Here is a 21603-nt window from a genome sequence, read left to right on the forward strand (position 1 = left end):
AAAGGGGTAATCCTTCAGGAAGAGAGGTGAGCATGGCTAACGAAACCAAGGGTACGGATCTGGATGAAGAAGAGGATGACCCCACGGAGGAAGAACTCGAGCGGCAGAGGCGTTCAAGCCAGACCTGGAAACATGACGACAGTCGAGAGCTGTCAGACCGTGACGAAGAGCGTCCACTGAAGCCTTGAGCGGTCAGCACAAACCAAAAGCTCGCGATCAAGCGCAATGTTGTTCACTCAATCTTCAATCGAGCAAGAAACCTGTGGCGAGGGAGCTTGCTCCCGCTTGAGTGCGCAGCACTCACAACAATCGGCATGGTTATCACATTTTGGGGCCGCTACGCAGCCCAGCGGGAGCAAGCTCCCTCGCCACAAAGACAGGCGTGCCTGAAGTACTGTGATGAGTGAACAGCGCTGCGCAATCAAGCGCAGCGGATGAAGGGGTCAGATCGCCTCATTCCAGCGTATCTGCGTGATGCCCAATTGTTGAGCGCTCAAGCGCGCCGCTTCGAGAGAGGCATGTGCGGCGATCTTTCGCTCGGATTGCGGAAAGGCATGCGCGGAGGCCGAATGAATCGCGTCCACGTCGGAGAACTGTTCAGCCAGTTTGAAAAAGTGCTGACGAACGCCGTCGAGCAAATAATGCACGGCATAGGGAACGAGTTCGCTCATGTATTCCTCCTTAACTGCGCAGGGCTTTGGTTCAGTCTTCGAATGGGTCATTGAAAAAGTCTGCGGTGTCATCCTTGCGCAGATAATGAGGGTTGAAAAAAAGAGGCCCGGTGGCCTCTTCTTCAGAGTGCAAGGGTTTCCGGTTCGTTCAGTCGTGAGTTGAACTGAACCGCGCATCACTTCAAAGATCTTCCAGTGGCGGAAAATCCGGGTGGGAGGCCCGATAGCCCAACGTCTTGTCGAACCAGGCATTCAGCTCGTTGACCATGACCGGCGGTTTGCCGGAGTAGGCCGCGAGGGTGGAACGCAGGATGTCGTTAATATTGGGAATGGAACGCAGGTTTCGGGTCTTTATGTATTGCCCGATAAAACAGTCAAGTTGAAAGCGTTCTGTCAACGACAGGTACACGCAGTCCAGACCGCTGACTTGATTAATTACAAGATCGTCGCGCAACTTAGTTCTCTGCAAGGCTTGTTAAATTTCGGGATTTCCTTGTTTATTGACTCTTTGGTCAATGGGGTGCTGCCGAGGGAAATGCGGCGCGCATGCTAGCTGTAGCGTTTCTAAATGTATGCACGATGATTCAATTGTCAGACAAGCGGTTAATGCGTCCTTTTGCCGCATTCCGGCAAGTGTTTCTATTATGAAACAGTCTGCGTAACGTCTATCTCGTTTGGTTATTCAGGCTCAGGAATGGATCCACTTTAAACCAGCTTGTTAATCAAAATCGCACCCTGGTTCCTGACATTTCCCACCGCTTTATCGACCCTGTACCACTCGAACACTTCGCTGGCTTCACCTTGCATCAGCACCATCTGCTCGGCGCGCTCTTTGGGTGTGGCCGGGTCCAGCCATTCACGGGCCAGTTCCGCTGACAACACCACCGGTCGCCGGTCATGAATGTCGAGCATGCCGCCGGCGCTGTCCGCGGTGATGATGACAAAACCGTCGCCTTCCTTTTGCTCGCTGCCACTCGATGGGAACTGGCCGATCGCCGCGCAGCAGATCGGCGCCCGATCCCGTCGACGAATCAGCCACGGTTGCCTCGTCGAATCGCCGGCATCCACCCATTCGAACCAGTTGTCAATCGGCACAATCGCACGGTGCGGCCAGATCGCCCGGAAAAACGGGCCATGAGCGACTTTCTCGACGCGGGCGTTGATCGGCGCCGCGCGATCCGTCGCCCAATGCGGCCGCCATCCCCAGCGCAACGAATCGGCGTGCAACCCGTCGGGCTCAAGGTGCAGCAGGGCGAGCTGGGTAGTAGGCGCGGCATTGTAGCGGGCCAGCGGTTCATCACCGACATGGTTGATCAGCGCGTCGGGAATGCTCAGCACCGCGACAAAGTCGTGGATGCCACGGTACTGCGAGAGTCGTCCGCACATCGGCTGATCTCCGGCTGGAAAGCGCTGGCTGGAGCGTTCAGCTTAGTCTTCAAATCACAGGGGCACGCTGCAACTCGGTCAGCGACAACGCCTTCAGTTGCGCGAGCAACGGGTCTCGCCGGTCACGAGGATGTGGCAATTCCACAGCCAGCTCCTGACGAATGCTGCTCGGGCGAGCTACGAGGGTGAGCGCTGGAACCAAACACTGTGTAACCTGATCCAACCTCGTCCCGTAGCCACCTGCGGGCCGACAATGGATCAATGGGCGAAGGGTTTTTGCCGTTTAACGTGATGACCTTAACGGTCTGGCCCAAGGCAAACCATGAAACAGCTGTTCAAGGTTCTCTGTGCGCTCGCCATCGCTGTCGCGCTGGCTGGCTGCATTGCCTCACCGATCGAGCTGACCCCGCAGACCGAACAGCGTTTGCGCGAGCAACCACCGATCCGCTTCCTGCTAACCTTCGACGACGGTCCCAGCGCGTCGAGCTTCTGGAACCCGAGCATGACGGTGCTCGACAGCCTTGCGCAGAACCCGGTGCAACCGGGGATCAAAGCAGTGTTCTTCGTCCAGACCGGCGCGCCACGGGCCGGCGACAGCGACATCGGACGCGCAGTCATGCGCCGGGAACAGGCGGAAGGGCATGTGCTGGGTTTCCACACGGCGACTCATTCGCACACCAATCACCGCTCGCTCAGCCCGCAAGAGCTGGAGCAGTCGCTGAGCAAAGGCAGTGCCGACATCGCCGCGATCACCGGCGCGCCGCCTACCCTGGTGCGTCCGCCATTCTGGAATTACGACAAACGTGTGTTCGCCGCCTACCAGCGCCACGGCATGCAACTGTTGCTGACGGACCTGAGCGCCAACGACGGCAAGATCTGGGGCTTCAACGCCAGCCCGCGTCGGCGGGCCAACATGCTGCTGCAACTGTCGGAAGTTCGTGAACGCATTGCGCTGGGCGAGCTGCCGACGGTGGACGGTGTGGTGCCGGTGGTGGTGACCTTTCATGACCTGAATCGCTATACCGCCCGGCATGCCCGCGAATATCTGCAAATCCTCCTGGACAGCGCCCGTGACACCGGGGTGACGGTGGCGCAAAAGCCGTTTTACGATGACACGGCGGCGCTGCGACGGGCGGCGTTGGCGCGCACCGTCACCGACAGTTCCCAGCCAGTGGAATTACCGGGGATCTGGAACTGGCTTTGGGATGGGGATTCTCATTAGAGCGTGAGAAATATGAGAAACGGCCCGTAGGAGCGTAATACTGTTCACTCAAACGCGAGCCCACACATTTGTGGCGAGGGGATTTATCCCCGTTGGGCTGCGAAGCGGCCCCAGCGTCATTTCAGGCAGAATAAGTTGTCTGGATTTACGACTGCTTCGCAGCCGAACGGGGATAAATCCCCTCGCCACAGGTCATTTTTTGGCTGCTCCATCACCGGGGCAGCAACTCATCAATCATTTTCAAGCAATGATTCAACCCCGGCGTCACATCGCCCACGCGCCGGCTGAGGATGATCGGTGAGGTCGCGTTGTCTTCCAGCAGCGGGGTAAAACCAATGTCATCTCGGTGCAGCAACTGCACCGACGCGGGTACCAGCGTGACGCCGATTCCAGCCCCCACCAGACCAATCGCCGTTTGCAGTTCATTGGTCCATTGCGCCACGTGAATGCTCACGCCGTAGGATTCGAACAGTGCAATCACATGATCGGCGTAGCTGGGGCGCGGGTTGCCGGGGTACAGCACAAAGGGTTCCTTGGCCAGTTGGCGCAGGCTGATCGGCCCGGCCAGTAGCGGATGGCCGGCGGGCAGGGCGGCGACCAGCCGGTCTTCGGTCAATACGGTCTGAATGATCGCCGGGTCGTCGATGCGAATCCGCCCGAACCCGATGTCGATGCGCCCGGCCTTGAGCGCCTGTACCTGTTGCAATGTGGTCATTTCCGAAAGCCCGAGCTCAAGCTCCAGGGGCTCGCCACTGCGTAAACGGCGGATCAGTTCCGGCAGCACGCCGTAGAGGGTCGATGGCGCAAAGCCGATGCCCAGCCAGGTCTTTTCCCCCAGACCGATGCGCTTGGTGTTGTCGCATACCTTGGCCAGCTGTTCGAGCAGGGCGGTGGAGTGTTCATGGAAGAAGCGCCCGGCGTCGGTCAGCTTCAGCGGACGGCCGCGCTCAAGCAATAACACCCCGAGTTCATCTTCCAGTTGCTGGATCTGCCGGCTCAGGGGCGGCTGGGCAATGTGCAGCAGCTCGGCGGCGCGGGTGAAGTTGAGGGTTTGAGCCAACACCTGAAAATACCGCAGGTGACGCAGTTCCATGGGGCCTCCAGGCATTGATCAGTTGAATACCTTTAAGGTATCGAGCCAGACCAATTCTATATTGGCCGTGGGGAAAAAGCCGTACGAGAATCCATTTCAGAACTTCAAGAACCTGACGGGTATCGACATGCGTGCAACTGCCATTGAATCGATCGAGACGATCATCGTCGATCTGCCGACCATTCGCCCGCACAAACTGGCCATGCACACCATGCAGAACCAGACCCTGGTGATCATCCGCGTGCGCTGCGCCGATGGCATCGAAGGCATTGGCGAGTCCACCACCATCGGTGGCCTGGCCTATGGCAACGAAAGCCCGGACAGCATCAAGACCAACATCGACAAACACTTCGCGCCCCTGCTGATCGGTGAGGACAGCGGCAATGTGAACGCCGCGATGTTGCGCCTGGAACGCAGCATCCGTGGCAACACTTTCGCTAAATCCGGTATCGAAACCGCCTTGCTCGACGCCCATGGCAAACGCCTTGGCCTGCCGGTCAGCGAGTTGCTGGGCGGTCGCGTTCGTGATGCGCTGCCGGTGGCCTGGACCCTGGCCAGCGGCGACACCGACAAGGACATCGCCGAAGCAGAAAAAATGCTCGACCTGCGGCGCCACCGGATCTTCAAACTGAAAATCGGTGCCGGCGAAGTCAATCGCGACCTGGCCCACGTCATCGCCATCAAGAAAGCCCTGGGCGACCGTGCCAGCGTGCGGGTCGATGTCAATCAGGCCTGGGACGAGGCGGTCGCACTGCGCGCCTGCCGGATCCTGGGCAGCAATGGCATCGACCTGATCGAACAGCCGATCTCGCGCAACAACCGTAGCGGCATGGCACGCCTGAATGCCGTGAGCCCGGCGCCGATCATGGCCGATGAATCCATCGAGTGTGTGGAAGACGCCTTCAACCTGGCGCGCGAAGGGGCCGCTTCGGTGTTCGCCCTGAAGATCGCCAAGAACGGCGGGCCACGCGCCGTGTTGCGCACCGCCGCCATCGCCGAGGCCGCCGGTATCGGCCTGTACGGCGGCACTATGCTGGAAGGCGGGATCGGCACGCTGGCCTCGGCGCATGCCTTTGTCACCCTGAATAAACTGGCCTGGGACACCGAGTTGTTCGGCCCGTTGCTGCTGACGGAAGACATCCTCAGCGAGCCGCTGGTCTATCGCGATTTTGCGCTGCATGTCCCGCAAACACCGGGCCTTGGCCTGAGCCTGGATGAAGAGCGCCTGGCGTTTTATCGCCGCGACAAAACATCCACTTCCGTTCATCAAGCCTGAGGAGAGCATCATGCTATTCCACGTAAAAATGACCGTGAACCTGCCGGTCGACATGAATCCTGAAACAGCCACCAAGCTGAAGTCCGACGAGAAAGCCCTGGCCCAGCGCCTGCAAGAGCAAGGCAAATGGCGTCACCTGTGGCGCATCGCCGGGCACTATGCCAATTACAGCGTTTTCGACGTCGACAGCGTTCAGGAATTGCACGACCTGCTCATGCAATTGCCGCTGTTTCCGTACATGGCGATCGAGGTCGACGCGATGTGCCGGCATCCTTCTTCCATTCGAGACGATGACCGCTGAACCCAGCCTGTTCAGTTCGCTACGCTAATAATTACAAGATGAGGAACCGCCAAAAATGAACGTCAAGATTTCCCACACTGCCAGCGCCCAGAAGTTTCTCGAAGATGCCAGCGGCTTGCTCAACGACGCTGGCGACCCACGGGTCAAAGCCCTGATTTACCGCATTCTGCGTGATTCGGTGAACATCATCGAAGACCTCGCCGTGACCCCGGAAGAATTCTGGAAAGCCGTCAACTACCTCAACGTACTGGGCGCGCGTCAGGAAGCCGGTTTGCTGGTGGCCGGGCTCGGCCTGGAACACTACCTGGACTTGCTGATGGACGCCGAAGACGAGCAGGCCGGGAAGGCGGGCGGTACGCCGCGGACCATCGAAGGTCCGTTGTATGTGGCGGGTGCGCCGCTGTCTGACGGTGAGGCGCGACTGGATGATGGCGTTGATCCGGGCGTGGTTCTGTTCATGCAGGGCCAAGTGCGCAATACCGCTGGCGAGCCGTTGGCCGGCGCGGTGGTGGATGTCTGGCACGCCAACACCGGCGGCACTTACTCTTACTTCGATGCCACGCAATCGGAGTTCAACCTGCGCCGCCGTATCGTCACCGATGCCGAGGGTCGCTATCGCTTCCGCAGCATCGTGCCGTCGGGCTACGGTTGCCCGCCGGACGGTCCGACCCAGCAACTGCTCGATCAACTGGGCCGTCATGGCCAGCGTCCGGCGCATATTCACTTCTTCATCTCCGCGCCGGATCACCGTCACCTGACCACTCAGATCAACCTCGACGGCGACCAATACCTGCACGATGATTTTGCCTATGCCACTCGCGATGAACTGATCGCCCACATCGCTTTCAGCGACGATCCGCAACGTGCGGCGGCCCATGGCGTCAGTGGCCGGTTTGCCGAGATCGAATTCGATTTCACCTTGCAGACCTCTGCGCAACCTGACGAACAACAGCGTCACGAACGGGTTCGTGCACTCGAGGATTGATTGCTGCGCCTTGTGGGAGTGGGCCTGCTTGCGAAAGCGGAGTGTCAGTCAACGTTGATGTGAGGCTGATGGCCCTATCGCGAGCAGGCTCGCTCCCACATTTTGACCGCGTTGGCCCTGAAGAAACCCGGCCAACTGTGGGAGCGGGCTTGCTCGCGAAGGGGCCAGAAGCTTCCACAGGTCAGCCCACTGACACACCGTTGCAGCTACTGCCTTAGAATGGCCCGACAACACCTATAACAACAACGAGAGTGACCCGATGATGCACGCGCAACTATTGAGTCAGCGCAGCAGAATATTCGACCACGCCGACCCTTACGCGGTGTCGGGTTATGTGAATCAGCATGTCGGCAACCATTGCATCCTCATGCCCAGGGCCGGCAGTCCGCTGGCCAGCCTCGGTCATCGCAAATTCGCCAGCCTCGACCTGTGCCGTATCAGCTACGGCGCCAGTGTGCGAGTGACCTCCGGCGCGCTGGAAACGATCTATCACCTGCAAGTGTTGCTGCGCGGCAACTGCCTGTGGCGCGGGCACGGTCAGGAGCATTACTTTGCGCCGGGCGAATTGCTGCTGATCAACCCCGACGACCCGGTGGACCTGACGTACTCCGACGATTGCGAAAAATTCATCCTCAAAGTGCCGACCCGACTGTTTGAGTCGGTGTGCGAGGAGCAGCGCTGGCGCTATCCGGGGCAGGGCGTGCGGTTTCTGGAAAACCGTTATCAGCTCGATCAACTGGAAGGCTTCGTCGGCCTGCTGGCGATGATTTGCCAGGAAGCCGAAGCCACCGAGCAGATCCCACGGGTGCAGGAACACTACGCGCAGATCATCGTCAGCAAGATGCTCAGCCTGATGAAAACCAACGTCATTCGCAGCAGCCTCGGTTCGTCGTCGGCGACGTTCGAGGGGATTGCCGATTACATCGCGCGCAACCTCAAGCAGGACTTCGACAGTGAAGAACTGGCGCGCCAGGCCAGTATGAGCCTGCGTTCGCTGTACGGCTTGTTCGAGCGCAACGCCGGCACCTCGCCGCAAAACTACATCCGGCAGAAGAAACTCGAACGCATCAACCTGTGCCTGAGCGACCCGACCTGCAACGTGCGCAACGTCACGGAAGTGGCCATGGATTACGGCTTCCTGCACTTGGGGCGGTTCTCCGACAACTACCGCAAACAATTCGGCGAATTGCCGTCGGACACCCTCAAGCGCCGGCACTGACTGCAGACGACGAGCACCTGTGGCGAGGGAGCTTGCTCCCGCTCGACTGCGCAGCAGTCGCAAACCTGTGACCCCGGTTTTACAGAATGATCGCGGTTGCAGGTTTTGGGGCCGCTTCGCAGCCCAGCGGGAGCAAGCTCCCTCGCCACAAAGTCAGCGTCGCCCATAGACATCACCCATTGCAGTAATCGGATACACGTCTGCACCTATCGGATAGTCCGCCACATCCCCCCGTCCTAGCATGGCCCTGCCTGAATAAAAACAATGGAGGCGGCGGCCATGTCCCTGCGACCCGAATACCTTCACTCCCTGCTCGAAGACGACAAAGAACAGGGCATCTACCGCTGCAAGCGCGAGATGTTCACTGACCCACGGCTGTTCGACCTGGAGATGAAACACATCTTCGAAGGCAACTGGCTGTACCTGGCGCACGAAAGCCAGATCCCCAACATCAATGACTTCTACACCACCACCATGGGGCGCCAGTCGATCTTCATCGCGCGCAACAAGGAGGGTGTGCTCAACGCCTTCATCAACGCTTGCAGCCATCGCGGCGCGACGCTGTGCCGGCACAAGACCGGCAACAAGAGTTCCTACACCTGCCCGTTCCACGGCTGGACCTTCAACAACTCCGGCAAACTGCTCAAGGTCAAAGACCCGGCAGCTGCGGGTTACCCCGCGAGCTTCAACTGCGAAGGCTCCCACGACCTGACAAAAGTCGCGCGTTTCGAGTCCTATCGCGGCTTCCTGTTCGGCAGCCTCAATGCCGATGTCGTGCCGCTGGTTGAGCACCTGGGCGAGTCGGCCAAGATCATCGACATGATCGTCGATCAGTCCGCCGATGGCCTCGAAGTGCTGCGCGGCTCCTCAAGCTACATCTACGAAGGCAACTGGAAACTCACGGCGGAAAACGGCGCCGACGGCTACCACGTCAGCTCCGTGCACTGGAACTACGCCGCCACCCAGAATCAGCGCAAACAGCGTGAAGCCGGTGACAGCAATCCGACCATGAGCGCCGGGACCTGGGCCAAGCAGGGCGGGGGGTTCTACTCGTTCGACAAGGGCCACATGCTGCTCTGGACCCGCTGGTCCAACCCTGAGGATCGTCCGCTCTACGAGCGCCGCGACGAACTGTCCCGGGACTTCGGCCAGGCCCGCGCCGACTGGATGATCGAGAACTCGCGCAACCTGTGCCTGTACCCGAACGTGTACCTGATGGACCAGTTCAGCTCGCAGATCCGCATCGCCCGGCCGATCTCGGTCGACCGCACGGAAATCACCATTTACTGCATCGCCCCCAAAGGCGAAAGCGACCACGCCCGGTCGAGCCGGATTCGTCAGTACGAGGATTTCTTCAACGTCAGTGGTATGGCCACCCCCGATGATCTGGAAGAGTTCCGCTCGTGCCAGACCAGCTATCAGGGCAGCGTCACGACGTGGAACGACATGTCCCGCGGTGCCGAGCACTGGGTCGAAGGTGCCGATGAGGCGGCCAAGGAAATTGAGCTGCATCCGCTGCTCAGCGGCGTGCGCACCGAAGACGAAGGCCTGTTCGTGCTGCAACACAAGTATTGGCAGCAAACCATGCTCAAGGCCCTGGCCGCCGAACAGTCCGAATTGATCGCAGTGGAGGCCGTGCAATGACCATCACTTATGACGCCGTGCGCGATTTCCTCTACCGCGAAGCACGCTACCTCGACGACAAGCAATGGGACGACTGGCTGGAAATGTACGCCGCCGATGCCTCGTTCTGGATGCCGTCATGGGACGACAACGACGAGTTGACCGAAGACCCGCAGCGCGAGATTTCGCTGATCTGGTACGGCAACCGCACCGGCCTGGAAGATCGCATCTTCCGGATCAAGACCGAGCGCTCCAGCGCGAGCATTCCGGACACCCGCACCTCGCACAACATCAGCAACATCGAGCTGCTCGAACAGGCTGACGGTCTGTGCAAGGTGCGCTTCAACTGGCACACCTTGAGCTTTCGCTACAAGACCGTCGACAGCTATTTCGGCAGCAGTTTCTACACCCTTGATGTGCGCGGTGAAAACCCGCTGATCAAGGCCAAGAAAGTGATCCTGAAGAACGATTACGTTCGCCAGGTCATCGATGTCTACCACCTCTGAGGCGGCCGTCATGACTCATTCCATTGCATTCAATTTTGAAGACGGCGTCACCCGGTTCATCGACGCCGATGTGGGCGAAACCGTGGCCGATGCTGCGTACCGCCAGGGCATCAATATTCCGCTGGATTGCCGCGACGGCGCGTGCGGCACTTGCAAGTGTTTCGCCGAGGCCGGCCGTTACGATTTGGGCGAGGAATACATCGAAGACGCGCTCAGCGCCGAGGAAGCGCAGCAGGGTTTTGTCCTGACTTGCCAGATGCGCGCCCAGAGCGATTGCGTGGTGCGCGTGCCGACTTCATCGCAGGTGTGCCGTACCCAGCAGGCCAGTTATGACGCCACGATCAGCGCCGTGCGGCAGCTGTCCGACAGCACGATCGCGCTGTCGATCAAAGGCGAATCGCTGAGCAAACTGGCGTTTCTGCCGGGCCAGTATGTGAACCTCGGGATTCCCGGCAGCGAGCAGACCCGCGCGTATTCGTTCAGCTCGTTGCAGCGTGACGGCGAGGTCAGTTTCCTGATCCGCAACGTGCCCGGCGGCTTGATGAGCAGCTTCCTGACCGGCATGGCCAAGGCCGGCGACAGCATGCGCCTGGCCGGGCCGTTGGGCAGTTTCTATCTGCGCGATATCCGCCGGCCGTTGTTGCTGCTGGCTGGCGGTACGGGCCTGGCGCCTTTCACTGCGATGCTGGAAAAAATCGCCGAGCAGGGCAGTGAGCATCCGCTGCATTTGATCTACGGCGTGACCAACGATTTCGACTTGGTGGAACTGGATCGGCTTGAAGCGTTCGCCGCGCGAATTCCGAATTTCAGCTTCAGTGCCTGCGTCGCCAACCCCGACAGCCAGCACCCGCTCAAGGGCTACGTAACCCAGCACATCGAGCCACGGCATTTGAACGATGGCGACGTCGACGTCTACCTGTGCGGCCCGCCGCCGATGGTCGAAGCGGTCAGCCAGTTCATTCGCGAACAGGGCGTCGCCCCGGCGAACTTCTACTACGAGAAATTCGCCGCCAGCGCGGCTTGAGTATCAGCAACGACACCGTCTCTGTAGCAACTGCCGAGCCTGCTACAGAGATAGCCGTTCCCGCGAAATTGATTTTCGTATTGAGGTGACCATGAACAGATTTCACGAAAAAGTCGCGCTGATCACTGGCGCGGCGCAAGGCATCGGTCGGCGGGTGGCGGAGCGCATGGCCGCTGAGGGTGCGCGATTGATTCTAGTTGATCGCTCGGACCTGGTGTTCGAGGTGCAGCAACACTTGGCGCAGGACAGTCAGGTGCTTGCCCTGACCGCTGACCTTGAGCAATACAGCGAATGCAGCCGTGTGATGCGCACCGCCGTCGAGCGTTTCGGGCGTCTGGATGTGCTGGTGAACAACGTGGGCGGCACGATCTGGGCCAAGCCTTTCGAGCACTACGAAGAGCAGCAGATCGAGGCTGAAATCCGCCGTTCGCTGTTTCCGACGTTATGGTGCTGCCATGCCGCGCTGCCGTTCATGCTGGAGCAGGGCAGCGGCGCCATCGTCAACGTATCCTCCATCGCCACCCGCAGCATCAATCGCGTGCCGTACGGCGCGGCGAAGGGCGGCGTCAACGCGCTGACCGCCTGCCTGGCGTTTGAAACCGCCGGGCGAGGGGTTCGGGTCAATGCCACTGCGCCCGGTGGCACGGAAGCGCCGCCACGGGTCATCCCGCGAAACAGTGAAGAGCAGAGCACCGAAGAAAAGGTCTGGTACCAACAGATCGTCGACCAGACGCTCGACAGCAGTTTGATGAAACGCTACGGCACGCTGGATGAGCAGGCAGGCGCTATCCTGTTTCTGGCCAGCGACGAAGCGTCGTACATCACCGGCATGATCATGCCGGTGGGCGGCGGCGACCAGGGCTGAGATGACTGCACAAACTTACAGGCGACGCTGAAAGGCTCTGACGATCTTGAGCGTGGCGTCGCTGGTGTTCAGGTTTTGAACCGCGTCCAGCGGATACCACATGCAATCGAAGATTTCATTTTGCGGCCGGGCTTCGTCCGAATTGAGCACCGACGCCTCATAAACATGGTGTCGGGTGCTGCCCGTTTCCAGCTCCATCAGGTACAGCATGCCGTCGACCCCCAGCCCTGTTTCTTCCTGCAGTTCGCGCATGGCCGCACCTGCCGTGGTTTCACCGCGCTCGACTTTTCCTCCGGGCAAGGTCCAGCGGCACCTGGGTTTGCGCACCAGGAGAACATGCCGATCCTGCTCGCAAATGACTGTTGCCCGTACTTTCATGTGTTACTAAACCGTCGCTTGTCATAAAACAGTCATAAAAATGCAATATTCAGGCCGAGGCCCGTGTTTCAAGGGTTGGAGTCGTGGGAGCTGCAGAAAGTGCAAAGGAATGTCGTAAACCCGGCGCGACGTCTGGTCGGCACTTGGGCGAAGGTCGGGTGTAAGGTAGCCAAGTCAATCGTGGCTTATCACTGCCGAAAAGGAGGTGACTATGAGCGTTCCGATGCTGAATAAAATGCACATGAACGGTTATGACGTACTCAGCGTAAACAACGGCCCCTGGCGGGTGTGCACCAAAGGCGACCGGCTCGGAGCCTTTGGCAGCAGAGAGGAGGCACTGGCGTTTGCAGCCGCTCTTCCCGCCTACAAAGCTAGAGCGGGTCGATCGACTGCAAGCCAGAAATCAGAATGAGCGAGCGTTTGAAGCCCTGGTATGCCGGGGCTTTTTTTTGTCTTCAAACCAGGGGCGGGAGGATTTTAAACGTGACATTTGGGTGATAGGGTGGCCGCTTTCAATTCAAGGAAGAAAGCATGTTGAAAGGTCGCTGGGCTGCTCTGGCAATGTTGTCTGCTCTTTGCCTCGCGGGTGTCAGTCAGGCTCACGCCCAGACGCAAGGCGAGATTCACACCAATCAAAAGGTCTGCGATGTTTTCCGTGTTTTGGCCGGATCGATCATGCAGTCCCGGCAAAATGGGGAATCGAAAGAAAGTCTGCTGGCGGTGAAGTCGGGTAATCCCGAGCATGACAAGTTGGGCGCAATGTTGATCAACGAAGCTTACAAAGAGCCCGTTCTCGATTCTCCTGACCTCAAAAGCGAAAAGATCACTTCGTTCGCGGATAAATGGCGAGACACTTGTAATAAACCTGTTTCCGGCTAGCCCGGTACGCCGCACTGGCTAGTAACCTCCACCGCCAGCACGACGACCAGCGCGAATAGAAGCTTGTTCATGACAAGGCTCCCGCTATCGCGCTTTTTGAGTTTTAGTCCGACTGATGATTTTGGCTTTCACTTCTTCGGCATAGCCCGCCAGTCGCTCTTCATCGCCTTGAAATAGATTGCACAACTTCATGGCCGCTTGCGCATCAACATCATTGCCAGCCAGGCGTAGTTGCTCTGCAATGCGCAAGAGTTCCACCGCCGACCACCTCAGGTCTGACGCAAGTCCTTGCAGATCACGCCGAAGTTCATTTTCATCCTCGTTAAGCCACATGATGACCTCCTGCAAATACCCCGCTACAAAAGAGTAGTCCCAATTAACGGACAAGGCGTCTGTTCGTCGGCTGCTCAATGAATGGAAGACGCACCGCTTGTCGGGAGAATGAGCGCGAACGAACAGACGTGATGTCGTACTGAGGTGGCGAATTTTCGCTAGGGCAAGGGAACCTCAAATGACCAGTACCGATGATTTCAGATTCCATGCACATGAGTTGATTGTTGACCTGGACGCAGCCACCACGGAGATGATGAAGCTGATTACGGCCCATCAGTTGAGCGGGCCGGAGTGGGAACGGGTCACTCTATGGCAGCATGAAGCGTATGAGCGATGGATGACGTATTTGAACGAACGGTCTTATCCAGCGCCCGGCGATCACAATGCGGCTCCCTGAGGGCTGATTCTATTGATGGATGTCCGGTCCGCTACGCGCTACATTTCCCGTTTTTCAGGATAAGGAAGCGTCATGCGAATGTTGATTGGGGGATTAGCGATGACGATGCTGGCGGGTTGTTCATTGCCGGCATCCCTGGTTCCAGGTGAGCCTAACGTCAGCAAGTACAGTAATAAACCGCCCAAAGAGTACGCCGCGTGTCTTTTGCCATTATGGCAACAGGAAGTCTCCAGAACGACTCAGACTGCGATTTCCAATGGTTACCGGATCAACGCGCCCAGCATCATCACGGCTGACGAGATTCTGGACATCGTGAAATACAAGGACGGCAGTCGCGTATCGCTGTATCAGGGGCCGCCATGGGCCAAGTCGGACGCGATGCGTAAAGCGGTTCGCAGCTGCTTGTAACACTCGCTTCTTCTGAGCTTCATAGATAAGCGCCGTACGTCGGAATCGAGGAACGGTCATTCATTCAGAAACTTCCAAGTGAAAAACTGGCCTTGGAGGTGGGTGATGAATGACGATCAAAAGAAACAAGCCCTGGCGGCCTGGTACAAACTTCTGAACGAGCCGGAAATTCGCATGGATGTTGAAGAGCAGTACGACGAGTTGCTCAAGACCGCCGACGAGATGGAACGTATCGGGCTGATCAACAGCACGGAATGGCGCAAGTTAGTGAAGGAAGCGGGTACTGCATTTGCAAAAGCGATAGAGGGTGTGGACGGCGGCACGTAGGTGGGCCGCACACTGGCGTTTAAGGTAACTCCTCCCAATTGACCTGTATCAAGCCATGTTCCTGTGCATGGCTGCGCACAGCATCGAAATTTTGTTGGTCGTGATTGTCCCCGTACGAAAGCCCGATTCCCGAATGCAGGCAGGCGTAGTACCAAGCGTCTGCCTCAGTCATGTGGGAGTCGGGTTGTACAAAAATATGCCGAGTCTTGTTGAAGCCATACGTGATTTGAAAATATCGAGGGCGGGTCATCCGAATCTCCAGGTGCTGCCACTACGACATTGATGGCGTAGTGCCAGTTCCTTCTATTTTCGGACTTTTGTCTGCTTCAACAAAACGCCAGGTTTTTCCGGCATTCACTCATGCACGCGCTCATGGCGTGTTCTCGCGGGGGCGCTCAGCCAGCATGCATTGAAGGCACTCAGTGTTGAGCTGCAAGCATTCCTTGTCGGCCTCTATCCGTGTCAGGTAGGTGGTGGGAAGTCTTCGTTTTTCTTCATTGTCGTAGAGGTTGAACCCGATGGGGGCGGTTTTGCAGTAGAAGCGCGTTCCGTTGCGCGTTGATCCCGTTTCCGTGGGTATTGCAGGAACAACAACGAATCTTGGAATCATCCTCGCGTACTCCTTCCGAATTCACCTTAACGTGTAGCGGCTACTGGCCACCACCGCAAGGGAGCGCTTGAAGTATCCGATGAACAGAGCAGATCTGTTGAACTGTACGGACAGAAGCCATCAGGAAGTCGGGCGGCGGCGCTCGACGCCAGAAGGGTTTCCGGTGTCTATCAGCCTTCGCTCTGCCAGGACATTATCAAGAGCCTGGCGGGCATTGCGGTCCAGCTCATTCTCTCTCTCTTTGAGTGCAAGCAAGATTGGGTTGGACCAGGCGCGATAGGTTTTCTCGGCTTTGTAAATGGACGTCATCTATCCTCCTTGATCACGCGCCCGCTGGGGAAGCAGGGCCTCTCGATTCGGTAGAAACCCTAGTCGAGGAAACGGCTTTGCGCCAGTGAGGCGCACTGCAATGGTGCGCCTGGGGGGAGCGTTGCTTGCTCTCTACAGGAGCGCCATTTCGCTTTGATTAGAGGTTTAGAGGCGTAAATCAAATACACAGCAACGATCAGGGATGAACCGGGTAATCACGTTCCGGGGCGACGAGCAAACGATCCAGCTCAACGTGCATGGCCGCCTGCAAAGTAACAACGCCGACACCTTGCGCGAAGCGGCAATCGCGGGCGGCGGCGTGACCCTGCTGGCCGACTGGCTGGTGCGCGACGATGTCGCCGCAGGCCGGCTGACCCGTTTGCTGGAACATTACGAAGTCAATCCCGGCAGTGCGAGCAGTTGCATCAATGCGCTGTATTTACCCAATCACCGGGGTTCCAGCCGCATCAATGTATTCATCGACTTTCTGGAGGAGATCCTCACGCCGCTCACTCCGTGTACCGTCAACCCTTGAGCTCGCGCGGGTCGCTGATCAACATCACTTTGCCCTGAATAGCGGCCAAGGTGTATTCGAGCAATGACGTGCCCCCGTCCCAGTGTCGCGGCCTTGTCCTGCTCCAGTGCCTGTTGCAGAACGACGAGGAAATTTTGCGTCTTCGAGGCCGAGGCAGGGATCACATTGTCCTCTTCCAAATGCCCCTTTACGTATTTGGAAATGCGCGTGGACTGGCTCGCCGAATGGCTGACGGAGGCTTCGACCAACTCACCTTCGACATAACCGATGCGGCTGGTGCTGCAGGCCTGATCGTTGATCTGGTAGTACCGGTAATTCTGCGATTCCGAGTCAGTGGTCAGTTCCAGCTTTTGCCCGGCATACAGTGGCTTATGGTACTGGGCTGTCAGATGTGATTGCTGGTTCTGGACAAGGGTGCGGTTGAGCCGATTCAGACCTTTGGATTGCGTGGCTTGGGAAAAGTCGTAGCTAAACGAATCGAGCTCGCCAGGCCGTGCGGGATTGCCATTTACAGTCTTCTCGGTGACCGTAGCGCTGAAATCGGCGAGGCCGGAGAGTAAGCTGCGGTCGGTGTCTGTCAGGTGGTTCGAGCCTGGGGGCTGCTGCACGGTCACCGCTCATGCGCACGCGGCGCTGGCTTACATCGGCATGCAGATCAAGGGCCTGCGTGCTGTCATCGCTGAGTTTGAACCGTGTGACCAGATCGACCGAAGAAAACACCTTGGAATCGAACTGCATCAGCGCGTCCAGCTTGAGTTGCGGCGGCACCGCAGTCAGTCCTTGAATGGCCGACTCAAAGCCATCCGCCATTGCGCCCAGCGCAGCCAGTTCTTCTTTGCTCAGATCGTGACAACTTGAGGTTTGGGTGCGGGAGGTAAACCTGCGAATTGAAACTTTGAACACCTTCCATCGCGACCGGCCTAATCCTCTATATGAATCAGGAGGGCATGATCATGTCCGAAGCCGCCAGTTATTTCGCGATTGCCGTAGCAGTGATCATCTTGCTCGTTGACCTATGGGCAATTGTCAGTGTGTTCCGCAGTGACAAGCCTGTGGGCATCAAAGCCGCTTGGGCCATCGGGTTGATCGTTTTCCCGGTGCTCGGATTGATTGTCTGGGGGATTGCCGGACCGCGCGGGATCAAGGAAGGGCCTACATCACCTGAACACAGCAAGGGGTGAGCCGATTCAGACGGAGCAAAAAAATCGCCTGATCGCCGGGCCTTTTTCGCCGTTCGTCCAATGCCTGGCACTTGCTCTGCGCTCTCTGCTCTCAATTACTAGCACGGACATCCCGCGCATCAGAACGGAGAACCCGCATGGACATTGATGAAAATGCACCTGGAAACATTTCTCAGGCAGGCGTAACGAGGGGCACGGATAACGAAGCAGGTCACGATCCCAAGGGGAAGGACCCTGAGGTTGCGCTGCCGCCTGTCGATGAAGAGAGGGCGGACGTGGACGCCAACAACTCGGTGTCGAGCGAGCATCCCAGGCCGTAAAGATTTCCAACGCCATGGCAAGACGTCCCGCTGACGGCGATGACATTGGCGACCAAGCCGAAAGGGGCAAGTGTGTCCTGCGCACTTGTCGACCACGTTGATTCTGGTTTTTATCTAAGGTATCGCATAGACCTTGAAGAGCTTTCTGGCCGTCTCGCTGACGCCACCGAGGTACTTGTCGAATGCCTGCTCAATCTCGCCCGACCTGTACATTTCACTGAGCGCAGTATCAACCAGCAAACGGAAATTCTCATCGTTTCGGTCCACTGCCATTGCGGTGGGTGAGTACTCAAAAATGCGTTCGAGCAGCACCAGGCTGGTTGCCGACTTATCTGTGGCGAGGAGGTTCCGGAGCATCATGCGTTCGGCGAAGAACGCGTCGGCTTTGCCTTCGGAGACCAGCGTGAGGCCTGCGGCGGTGTTTTCGACGGTGACCAGAGTGGCCACCACGCCCAGTAGTCGCATCTGCTGACGAATCCATGTTTCGGTGACACCGCCAGCCGTGGCGGCATACGTTTGGTTGGACAGCCCATGGTTGACCGTCGCTCGCCAGGTTGGCCCGGTCCGAGCCACCTTGCCATTCAGCACATTGAGCAACGCCTCTGATGCATCTTGGCGCACCACGGCCGAGAGGCCGGCCGTGTAGATCGGTACCGAGTAGCTCACTACCTTGCGCCGCTCCAGTGTGGGGGGCGTCGGCGTACAAAGAATATCGACCGTCCCCGAGCTGACGGCGCTCATCTCGTCGGTGACCGTGACGGGCAGGTAACGTATTTGCAAGCCGGGCAAACCCAACTCAGTCTTCACCTTGTCGGCGATTTTCAGGCAGAGATCGATGGCATAACCGCTGGCTTTATCGGCTGCCTGGACACTGAAAGGTGCAAAGTCCGGCAGGTAACCGAGGGTGAAGGTATTGCTCGCCCGCACGCGTTCAAGGGTATTGGCATTGGCCAGTACGGACACCAGCATGAGCAAGCAGACGAGCAGCAGGTTGTTGGTGTTGGTCAGTTTCACGTTCATATCCTGATTCCCCGAATTCAGATGTCTGTGCAGTTCTGAAATCAACGGTCAAGGGGTGTCGGCCCGGGTCTGCGCGGCGGGAGATGCCTCGACACTACGTTTGGCGAGGAAACCATAAAGCAGGTAGCCGAACACCAGGACGAGGGTGCCGCCGAACACGGCGTCTCTGCCGCAGGCATACAGGGCGTACAACGAATAGGCCACGGCGACCAATAACAATAGGGTGTTGCGGGTGTACACGCCGAAACCGACTTTGGCTTTGTACATCATGATCAGCAGGCCGGTGGCCGCCGTCACGTAGGGGATGAGGTTGGTCACTGCCGCCAGGCTGACAAGTTTTGCGAATTGGGCACTGGCATTGGGCGAGATGGTCGATAGCGCCAGCAACGTCTGCAACACACCGCAGACCAGCATTCCGACTATAGGGGCATTCCGTGCGCTGACCTTGGCGAACAGTTTCAGGAACATACCCTGGTCAGCCGTCATCTTGGCGGTTTGCGCCAAGGTGAACTGCCAGCCCAGCAGCGAACCGACACAGGCCATCACCGCCAGCGCCATGATGATGTTGCCCACCGTGGGGTTGAACATGTGTGCATAGACGAGCGCGAAAGGGGCCGATGAGTTGGCCAGTTCGGCATTGGGGATGATGCCTTGAATAACGGTTGTCGACAGCACATAAACCACTGCCGCACCCAGCGTGCCAAACAGGCACGCCAGCGGTACCGTGCGTTTGGGATCTTCCACTGCATCGGAGGCCTGTGCTGCCGATTCCATGCCGAGGAAGGCCCACAGGGTCAGGGGAATCGCCTTGCTGATGGCTTCAGAGATGGGCAAGTCGTTCGGGTTCCAGGCGGCAGCCAGCACATCGGGCTTGAACCAGAACCAGCCGATGATGCTCAAGCCGGCCACCGGGATGATCACACCCCACACGGTAATCGCACCGATCTTGCCCGTGATGTCGGGGCCGCCAAAGTTGGCCACGGTGGTCAACCAGAGCAAGCCGACCGTTCCGATGAACAGCGGAATGGCGCCGCTCCCCAGCCACGGCACGAACGATGTCATATACCCCACTGCGGAGATGGCGACCGCCACGTTGGCGATGGCCAGCGAAAGGAAGTACAGATACGAGCAAAGGAAGAACCCTGATTTGGCGTGCGCCTCTTCGGTATAGGCGGATAACCCGCCTGGACGCGGACAGTAGATGCCACACTGGGAAAAGCAATACGCGATGGCCATGGAACCGACGGCAGTGACGATCCACGACAACAATGAAACAGCGCCGAGCTGAGCCATGCTTGTCGGTAACATGATGATGCCCGAGCCCATCATGTTAACTGTCACCAGTGTGGTGAGCCCCATGAGGCTCATTTTCTTGCTTGAGTCGGCCATCGAAAACTCCTTGATCTGCTCAACGCATTGAGCCTGAATCCGGCGTTTGATTACGTGTTGTCGGGCAAGGGGCCGTCCAGAGAAAACACGGCGCCAGCACCATCGGTATAGTCGGTTTGATCGAGAGCGGAAATCTTTGTGAAAGTGCGAAAGCAAATTTCATATTTAGTTGGCGACCGCTTGCTTGAAGGCGCAGAGATAAGCAGGTTGAATTCGTCAGTTGTTGAGTCATCTGATTTGAATCAATCAATCGACAGATTCTTTCCTCCTCGCATTTGAAATCCACACAAAAAATCAGACTTCAACGGGTCTCGAACATCTCGCGAATCAAGTTAGGCGTGCTGCCGGTCCAGCGCTTGAAGGAGCGCCGAAAGTTCGCCGCATCGTTGAATCTCAGGTAGTCCGCGACTTCTTCGTTACTGAATCCCTTGATCTGATAGAGGTACAGCGCCACATGCTTGCGCACCAAATCCACCTGCTGTTGAAATCCTGTGTCGTGTTTTTGCAGTTTGCGCTTGAGCGTGGCGGGGCTCATGGCGAAGGCCAGGGCGGCCTGTTCGAGGTTGGGGGCTTGGCGAACATGGGTTTGAAGGTAGCGATAAACACAGTCGATGAAGCTTGAGGCAAATCCCAATTGTTCGATTTGTCGGTGGGCTTCCTGGCGGGCAACCTGGCCTGCTGTGGCCGAGGCGTCGGGCCAGGACTGAGTGAGATATTCCCGGGGGATGCGCATTTGGTCCAGCGGGCGCTTGAACTGTGTGTGCTCACCCAGATGCACCCAGTATTGCTCGACATAACGTGGCTCGGCATGGCTGAAGCTGCATTCCCACGGCAGGCGCTGGCCACTCTGTGACCGGCTCATGGCCACGATCGAGGTCATGCTTGCCTCCAGCACAAAACGCCACTGTTCACCCGCTCCGCAGCTGTCCAGCCAGTAGAAATAGGCGTGTTTTTCATCCAGCACCAGTCGCGGGGTGGCCAGCGGGCTGAGCAGCGCCTGTAGCTGCACCAGCGTGTCGAGGGCCTGGTGCAGGTTTTGGGCGTGGCGCAGGGCGTGGCTGGCGGGGCCGTAATGCCCCGGTAGCAGGCGCTGGCCGAACAAAAAGCTGCTGTCGTCGGCATCCAGTAAGCGCCGGCTGTTGCCGATCAACCCGAGAAACTGCTGCGGGCTGAGGCGAGTCTGGCCGGCCAGGATGTCGTCATGAAACAGTCCGGTGCCGCGTAACAGACGATGGCTGTCGATTCCCCGGGACAGCGCCAGATCGATCAGGGTTGCTGGCTGGTAATGCCCGGGAATGAAACGGCTGTCGGTTTCGTACCAAGTGGTTTTCAGGGTCATGGCCGGG

At 58.2% G+C, this 21603-nt stretch carries 31 protein-coding genes and 2 pseudogenes; 19 read left to right on the plus strand and 14 right to left on the minus strand.

The window, feature by feature from the left end; genetic code table 11:
* Positions 1 to 32: 32 nt before the first annotated feature.
* A complete protein-coding gene (locus tag DJ564_RS32165) occupies positions 33 to 188 on the plus strand; it encodes a hypothetical protein (protein WP_178082298.1) in 156 nt (51 codons plus the stop codon).
* A 255-nt stretch (positions 189 to 443) separates the two neighbouring features.
* On the opposite strand, the gene DJ564_RS13470 is transcribed toward DJ564_RS32165, so the two are convergent.
* The 4 genes and pseudogenes from DJ564_RS13470 to DJ564_RS13485 all read right to left on the minus strand — a co-directional run.
* On the minus strand, positions 444 to 671 hold the full coding sequence (locus DJ564_RS13470; RefSeq protein WP_109629987.1) for a DUF6555 family protein: 228 nt from the start codon (positions 669 to 671) through the stop codon (positions 444 to 446).
* A gap of 181 nt (positions 672 to 852) precedes the next feature.
* Positions 853 to 1125, minus strand: coding sequence for a hypothetical protein (locus DJ564_RS13475; RefSeq protein WP_109629990.1), 273 nt, complete (start codon positions 1123 to 1125; stop codon positions 853 to 855).
* A gap of 251 nt (positions 1126 to 1376) precedes the next feature.
* A complete protein-coding gene (locus tag DJ564_RS13480; protein WP_109629992.1) occupies positions 1377 to 2057 on the minus strand; it encodes an SOS response-associated peptidase in 681 nt (226 codons plus the stop codon).
* Positions 2058 to 2106: 49 nt separating this feature from the next.
* Positions 2107 to 2247, minus strand: a pseudogene (locus DJ564_RS13485) (ABC transporter ATP-binding protein); the annotation flags it as partial.
* A 132-nt stretch (positions 2248 to 2379) separates the two neighbouring features.
* On the opposite strand from DJ564_RS13485, the gene DJ564_RS13490 reads away from it, so the two are divergent.
* On the plus strand, positions 2380 to 3279 hold the full coding sequence (locus DJ564_RS13490) for a polysaccharide deacetylase family protein (RefSeq protein WP_109629995.1): 900 nt from the start codon (positions 2380 to 2382) through the stop codon (positions 3277 to 3279).
* 211 nt (positions 3280 to 3490) lie between these two features.
* Here DJ564_RS13490 and DJ564_RS13495 read toward each other — a convergent pair whose 3' ends face one another.
* Positions 3491 to 4372 (minus strand): LysR family transcriptional regulator, encoded by an 882-nt coding sequence (locus DJ564_RS13495; protein WP_077749269.1) that lies wholly within the window; start codon positions 4370 to 4372, stop codon positions 3491 to 3493.
* 127 nt (positions 4373 to 4499) lie between these two features.
* Between DJ564_RS13495 and DJ564_RS13500 the strand changes: the two genes are divergently transcribed.
* The 8 genes from DJ564_RS13500 to DJ564_RS13535 all read left to right on the plus strand — a co-directional run bounded on the left by DJ564_RS13500 (position 4500) and on the right by DJ564_RS13535 (position 12171).
* Positions 4500 to 5648 carry a muconate cycloisomerase family protein gene (locus DJ564_RS13500; RefSeq protein WP_162556202.1) on the plus strand — a complete coding sequence of 383 codons (1149 nt, stop codon included), beginning with the start codon at positions 4500 to 4502 and terminating at the stop codon, positions 5646 to 5648.
* 10 nt (positions 5649 to 5658) lie between these two features.
* A complete protein-coding gene (catC, locus tag DJ564_RS13505) occupies positions 5659 to 5949 on the plus strand; it encodes a muconolactone Delta-isomerase (RefSeq protein WP_109629998.1) in 291 nt (96 codons plus the stop codon).
* Positions 5950 to 6004: 55 nt separating this feature from the next.
* Positions 6005 to 6934, plus strand: coding sequence for a catechol 1,2-dioxygenase (catA, locus tag DJ564_RS13510; RefSeq protein WP_109630000.1), 930 nt, complete (start codon positions 6005 to 6007; stop codon positions 6932 to 6934).
* Between the two features lie 259 nt (positions 6935 to 7193).
* Complete coding sequence (locus DJ564_RS13515; protein WP_109630003.1) at positions 7194 to 8153, plus strand: AraC family transcriptional regulator; 960 nt, start codon at positions 7194 to 7196, stop codon at positions 8151 to 8153.
* Positions 8154 to 8432: 279 nt separating this feature from the next.
* Positions 8433 to 9797: a benzoate 1,2-dioxygenase large subunit gene (gene benA / locus DJ564_RS13520; RefSeq protein WP_109630006.1), complete on the plus strand. Its 1365-nt coding sequence runs from the start codon at positions 8433 to 8435 to the stop codon at positions 9795 to 9797.
* Positions 9794 to 10282 carry a benzoate 1,2-dioxygenase small subunit gene (gene benB, locus DJ564_RS13525; RefSeq protein WP_109630009.1) on the plus strand — a complete coding sequence of 163 codons (489 nt, stop codon included), beginning with the start codon at positions 9794 to 9796 and terminating at the stop codon, positions 10280 to 10282. The genes benA and benB overlap by 4 nt, the downstream gene beginning before the upstream one ends.
* Before the next feature lie 10 nt (positions 10283 to 10292).
* The gene (gene benC / locus DJ564_RS13530; RefSeq protein ID WP_109630011.1) at positions 10293 to 11306 is read left to right on the plus strand and encodes a benzoate 1,2-dioxygenase electron transfer component BenC; all 1014 of its coding nucleotides are present in this window, start codon (positions 10293 to 10295) and stop codon (positions 11304 to 11306) included.
* A 91-nt stretch (positions 11307 to 11397) separates the two neighbouring features.
* Positions 11398 to 12171, plus strand: a complete 774-nt coding sequence (locus DJ564_RS13535; RefSeq protein WP_109630014.1) for a 1,6-dihydroxycyclohexa-2,4-diene-1-carboxylate dehydrogenase — start codon at positions 11398 to 11400, stop codon at positions 12169 to 12171.
* 15 nt (positions 12172 to 12186) lie between these two features.
* Here the strand turns inward: DJ564_RS13535 and DJ564_RS13540 are convergent, their stop codons facing one another.
* On the minus strand, positions 12187 to 12549 hold the full coding sequence (locus tag DJ564_RS13540; RefSeq protein WP_109630016.1) for an NUDIX hydrolase: 363 nt from the start codon (positions 12547 to 12549) through the stop codon (positions 12187 to 12189).
* Between the two features lie 211 nt (positions 12550 to 12760).
* Here DJ564_RS13540 and DJ564_RS13545 point away from each other — a divergent pair, with 211 nt between their 5' ends.
* Positions 12761 to 12961 carry a DUF2188 domain-containing protein gene (locus DJ564_RS13545; protein ID WP_109630019.1) on the plus strand — a complete coding sequence of 67 codons (201 nt, stop codon included), beginning with the start codon at positions 12761 to 12763 and terminating at the stop codon, positions 12959 to 12961.
* A gap of 119 nt (positions 12962 to 13080) precedes the next feature.
* A complete protein-coding gene (locus tag DJ564_RS13550) occupies positions 13081 to 13428 on the plus strand; it encodes a hypothetical protein (RefSeq protein ID WP_109630022.1) in 348 nt (115 codons plus the stop codon).
* An 84-nt stretch (positions 13429 to 13512) separates the two neighbouring features.
* Here DJ564_RS13550 and DJ564_RS13555 read toward each other — a convergent pair whose 3' ends face one another.
* A complete protein-coding gene (locus tag DJ564_RS13555; protein ID WP_109630025.1) occupies positions 13513 to 13761 on the minus strand; it encodes a hypothetical protein in 249 nt (82 codons plus the stop codon).
* A gap of 178 nt (positions 13762 to 13939) precedes the next feature.
* Here DJ564_RS13555 and DJ564_RS13560 point away from each other — a divergent pair, with 178 nt between their 5' ends.
* The 3 genes from DJ564_RS13560 (at position 13940) to DJ564_RS13570 (ending at position 14893) form a co-directional block, all read left to right on the plus strand.
* Positions 13940 to 14158 (plus strand): hypothetical protein, encoded by a 219-nt coding sequence (locus DJ564_RS13560; protein ID WP_109630027.1) that lies wholly within the window; start codon positions 13940 to 13942, stop codon positions 14156 to 14158.
* Between the two features lie 72 nt (positions 14159 to 14230).
* Positions 14231 to 14566, plus strand: coding sequence for a hypothetical protein (locus DJ564_RS13565; RefSeq protein ID WP_109630030.1), 336 nt, complete (start codon positions 14231 to 14233; stop codon positions 14564 to 14566).
* A 105-nt stretch (positions 14567 to 14671) separates the two neighbouring features.
* A complete protein-coding gene (locus tag DJ564_RS13570; protein ID WP_109630033.1) occupies positions 14672 to 14893 on the plus strand; it encodes a hypothetical protein in 222 nt (73 codons plus the stop codon).
* A 19-nt stretch (positions 14894 to 14912) separates the two neighbouring features.
* On the opposite strand, the gene DJ564_RS32790 is transcribed toward DJ564_RS13570, so the two are convergent.
* The 3 genes from DJ564_RS32790 to DJ564_RS13585 all read right to left on the minus strand — a co-directional run bounded on the left by DJ564_RS32790 (position 14913) and on the right by DJ564_RS13585 (position 15812).
* Positions 14913 to 15143 (minus strand): DUF6555 family protein, encoded by a 231-nt coding sequence (locus DJ564_RS32790; RefSeq protein ID WP_109630035.1) that lies wholly within the window; start codon positions 15141 to 15143, stop codon positions 14913 to 14915.
* 120 nt (positions 15144 to 15263) lie between these two features.
* Positions 15264 to 15503: a hypothetical protein gene (locus DJ564_RS13580; RefSeq protein ID WP_109630037.1), complete on the minus strand. Its 240-nt coding sequence runs from the start codon at positions 15501 to 15503 to the stop codon at positions 15264 to 15266.
* Positions 15504 to 15623: 120 nt separating this feature from the next.
* A complete protein-coding gene (locus DJ564_RS13585; protein WP_109630039.1) occupies positions 15624 to 15812 on the minus strand; it encodes a hypothetical protein in 189 nt (62 codons plus the stop codon).
* 217 nt (positions 15813 to 16029) lie between these two features.
* Between DJ564_RS13585 and DJ564_RS13590 the strand changes: the two are divergent.
* Positions 16030 to 16347: pseudogene (locus DJ564_RS13590) on the plus strand (LysR substrate-binding domain-containing protein); the annotation flags it as partial.
* On the opposite strand, the gene DJ564_RS32005 reads toward DJ564_RS13590, so the two are convergent.
* Positions 16260 to 16955, minus strand: a complete 696-nt coding sequence (locus DJ564_RS32005; RefSeq protein WP_162556203.1) for a hypothetical protein — start codon at positions 16953 to 16955, stop codon at positions 16260 to 16262. The pseudogene DJ564_RS13590 and the gene DJ564_RS32005 sit on opposite strands and share 88 nt — an antisense overlap.
* A 40-nt stretch (positions 16956 to 16995) precedes the next feature.
* Here DJ564_RS32005 and DJ564_RS32010 point away from each other — a divergent pair, with 40 nt between their 5' ends.
* The 3 genes from DJ564_RS32010 (at position 16996) to DJ564_RS13610 (ending at position 17848) form a co-directional block, all read left to right on the plus strand.
* Entirely contained in the window at positions 16996 to 17205 is a 210-nt protein-coding gene (locus DJ564_RS32010) for a hypothetical protein (protein ID WP_162556204.1), read from the plus strand.
* Positions 17206 to 17300: 95 nt separating this feature from the next.
* The gene (locus DJ564_RS13605) at positions 17301 to 17528 is read left to right on the plus strand and encodes a PLD nuclease N-terminal domain-containing protein (RefSeq protein ID WP_109636028.1); all 228 of its coding nucleotides are present in this window, start codon (positions 17301 to 17303) and stop codon (positions 17526 to 17528) included.
* Positions 17529 to 17665: 137 nt separating this feature from the next.
* On the plus strand, positions 17666 to 17848 hold the full coding sequence (locus DJ564_RS13610) for a hypothetical protein (protein WP_109630048.1): 183 nt from the start codon (positions 17666 to 17668) through the stop codon (positions 17846 to 17848).
* Between the two features lie 114 nt (positions 17849 to 17962).
* On the opposite strand, the gene DJ564_RS13615 is transcribed toward DJ564_RS13610, so the two are convergent.
* From DJ564_RS13615 to DJ564_RS13625, 3 genes are all read right to left on the minus strand, one after another.
* The gene (locus DJ564_RS13615; RefSeq protein WP_109630051.1) at positions 17963 to 18868 is read right to left on the minus strand and encodes an amino acid ABC transporter substrate-binding protein; all 906 of its coding nucleotides are present in this window, start codon (positions 18866 to 18868) and stop codon (positions 17963 to 17965) included.
* A gap of 48 nt (positions 18869 to 18916) precedes the next feature.
* Positions 18917 to 20257 (minus strand): putrescine-ornithine antiporter, encoded by a 1341-nt coding sequence (gene potE / locus DJ564_RS13620; RefSeq protein WP_109630054.1) that lies wholly within the window; start codon positions 20255 to 20257, stop codon positions 18917 to 18919.
* Positions 20258 to 20558: 301 nt separating this feature from the next.
* Positions 20559 to 21596 carry an AraC family transcriptional regulator gene (locus DJ564_RS13625; RefSeq protein WP_109630057.1) on the minus strand — a complete coding sequence of 346 codons (1038 nt, stop codon included), beginning with the start codon at positions 21594 to 21596 and terminating at the stop codon, positions 20559 to 20561.
* Positions 21597 to 21603 lie beyond the last annotated feature (7 nt).

The organism is Pseudomonas sp. 31-12 (genome assembly GCF_003151075.1).
GTDB lineage: Bacteria > Pseudomonadota > Gammaproteobacteria > Pseudomonadales > Pseudomonadaceae > Aquipseudomonas.

Excerpts from the sequence above, each read along its gene's own strand:
- DJ564_RS32165 (WP_178082298.1), top strand. The coding sequence starts at position 33 with ATGGCTAACGAAACCAAGGGTACGGATCTGGATGAAGAAGAGGATGAC.
- DJ564_RS13470 (WP_109629987.1), bottom strand. The coding sequence starts at position 671 with ATGAGCGAACTCGTTCCCTATGCCGTGCATTATTTGCTCGACGGCGTT.
- DJ564_RS13480 (WP_109629992.1), bottom strand. The coding sequence starts at position 2,057 with ATGTGCGGACGACTCTCGCAGTACCGTGGCATCCACGACTTTGTCGCG.
- DJ564_RS13490 (WP_109629995.1), top strand. The coding sequence starts at position 2,380 with ATGAAACAGCTGTTCAAGGTTCTCTGTGCGCTCGCCATCGCTGTCGCG.
- DJ564_RS13495 (WP_077749269.1), bottom strand. The coding sequence starts at position 4,372 with ATGGAACTGCGTCACCTGCGGTATTTTCAGGTGTTGGCTCAAACCCTC.
- DJ564_RS13500 (WP_162556202.1), top strand. The coding sequence starts at position 4,500 with ATGCGTGCAACTGCCATTGAATCGATCGAGACGATCATCGTCGATCTG.
- catC (WP_109629998.1), top strand. The coding sequence starts at position 5,659 with ATGCTATTCCACGTAAAAATGACCGTGAACCTGCCGGTCGACATGAAT.
- catA (WP_109630000.1), top strand. The coding sequence starts at position 6,005 with ATGAACGTCAAGATTTCCCACACTGCCAGCGCCCAGAAGTTTCTCGAA.
- DJ564_RS13515 (WP_109630003.1), top strand. The coding sequence starts at position 7,194 with ATGATGCACGCGCAACTATTGAGTCAGCGCAGCAGAATATTCGACCAC.
- benA (WP_109630006.1), top strand. The coding sequence starts at position 8,433 with ATGTCCCTGCGACCCGAATACCTTCACTCCCTGCTCGAAGACGACAAA.
- benB (WP_109630009.1), top strand. The coding sequence starts at position 9,794 with ATGACCATCACTTATGACGCCGTGCGCGATTTCCTCTACCGCGAAGCA.
- benC (WP_109630011.1), top strand. The coding sequence starts at position 10,293 with ATGACTCATTCCATTGCATTCAATTTTGAAGACGGCGTCACCCGGTTC.
- DJ564_RS13535 (WP_109630014.1), top strand. The coding sequence starts at position 11,398 with ATGAACAGATTTCACGAAAAAGTCGCGCTGATCACTGGCGCGGCGCAA.
- DJ564_RS13540 (WP_109630016.1), bottom strand. The coding sequence starts at position 12,549 with ATGAAAGTACGGGCAACAGTCATTTGCGAGCAGGATCGGCATGTTCTC.
- DJ564_RS13545 (WP_109630019.1), top strand. The coding sequence starts at position 12,761 with ATGAGCGTTCCGATGCTGAATAAAATGCACATGAACGGTTATGACGTA.
- DJ564_RS13550 (WP_109630022.1), top strand. The coding sequence starts at position 13,081 with ATGTTGAAAGGTCGCTGGGCTGCTCTGGCAATGTTGTCTGCTCTTTGC.
- DJ564_RS13555 (WP_109630025.1), bottom strand. The coding sequence starts at position 13,761 with ATGTGGCTTAACGAGGATGAAAATGAACTTCGGCGTGATCTGCAAGGA.
- DJ564_RS13560 (WP_109630027.1), top strand. The coding sequence starts at position 13,940 with ATGACCAGTACCGATGATTTCAGATTCCATGCACATGAGTTGATTGTT.
- DJ564_RS13565 (WP_109630030.1), top strand. The coding sequence starts at position 14,231 with ATGCGAATGTTGATTGGGGGATTAGCGATGACGATGCTGGCGGGTTGT.
- DJ564_RS13570 (WP_109630033.1), top strand. The coding sequence starts at position 14,672 with ATGAATGACGATCAAAAGAAACAAGCCCTGGCGGCCTGGTACAAACTT.
- DJ564_RS32790 (WP_109630035.1), bottom strand. The coding sequence starts at position 15,143 with ATGACCCGCCCTCGATATTTTCAAATCACGTATGGCTTCAACAAGACT.
- DJ564_RS13580 (WP_109630037.1), bottom strand. The coding sequence starts at position 15,503 with ATGATTCCAAGATTCGTTGTTGTTCCTGCAATACCCACGGAAACGGGA.
- DJ564_RS13585 (WP_109630039.1), bottom strand. The coding sequence starts at position 15,812 with ATGACGTCCATTTACAAAGCCGAGAAAACCTATCGCGCCTGGTCCAAC.
- DJ564_RS32010 (WP_162556204.1), top strand. The coding sequence starts at position 16,996 with ATGCAGATCAAGGGCCTGCGTGCTGTCATCGCTGAGTTTGAACCGTGT.
- DJ564_RS13605 (WP_109636028.1), top strand. The coding sequence starts at position 17,301 with ATGTCCGAAGCCGCCAGTTATTTCGCGATTGCCGTAGCAGTGATCATC.
- DJ564_RS13610 (WP_109630048.1), top strand. The coding sequence starts at position 17,666 with ATGGACATTGATGAAAATGCACCTGGAAACATTTCTCAGGCAGGCGTA.
- DJ564_RS13615 (WP_109630051.1), bottom strand. The coding sequence starts at position 18,868 with ATGAACGTGAAACTGACCAACACCAACAACCTGCTGCTCGTCTGCTTG.
- potE (WP_109630054.1), bottom strand. The coding sequence starts at position 20,257 with ATGGCCGACTCAAGCAAGAAAATGAGCCTCATGGGGCTCACCACACTG.
- DJ564_RS13625 (WP_109630057.1), bottom strand. The coding sequence starts at position 21,596 with ATGACCCTGAAAACCACTTGGTACGAAACCGACAGCCGTTTCATTCCC.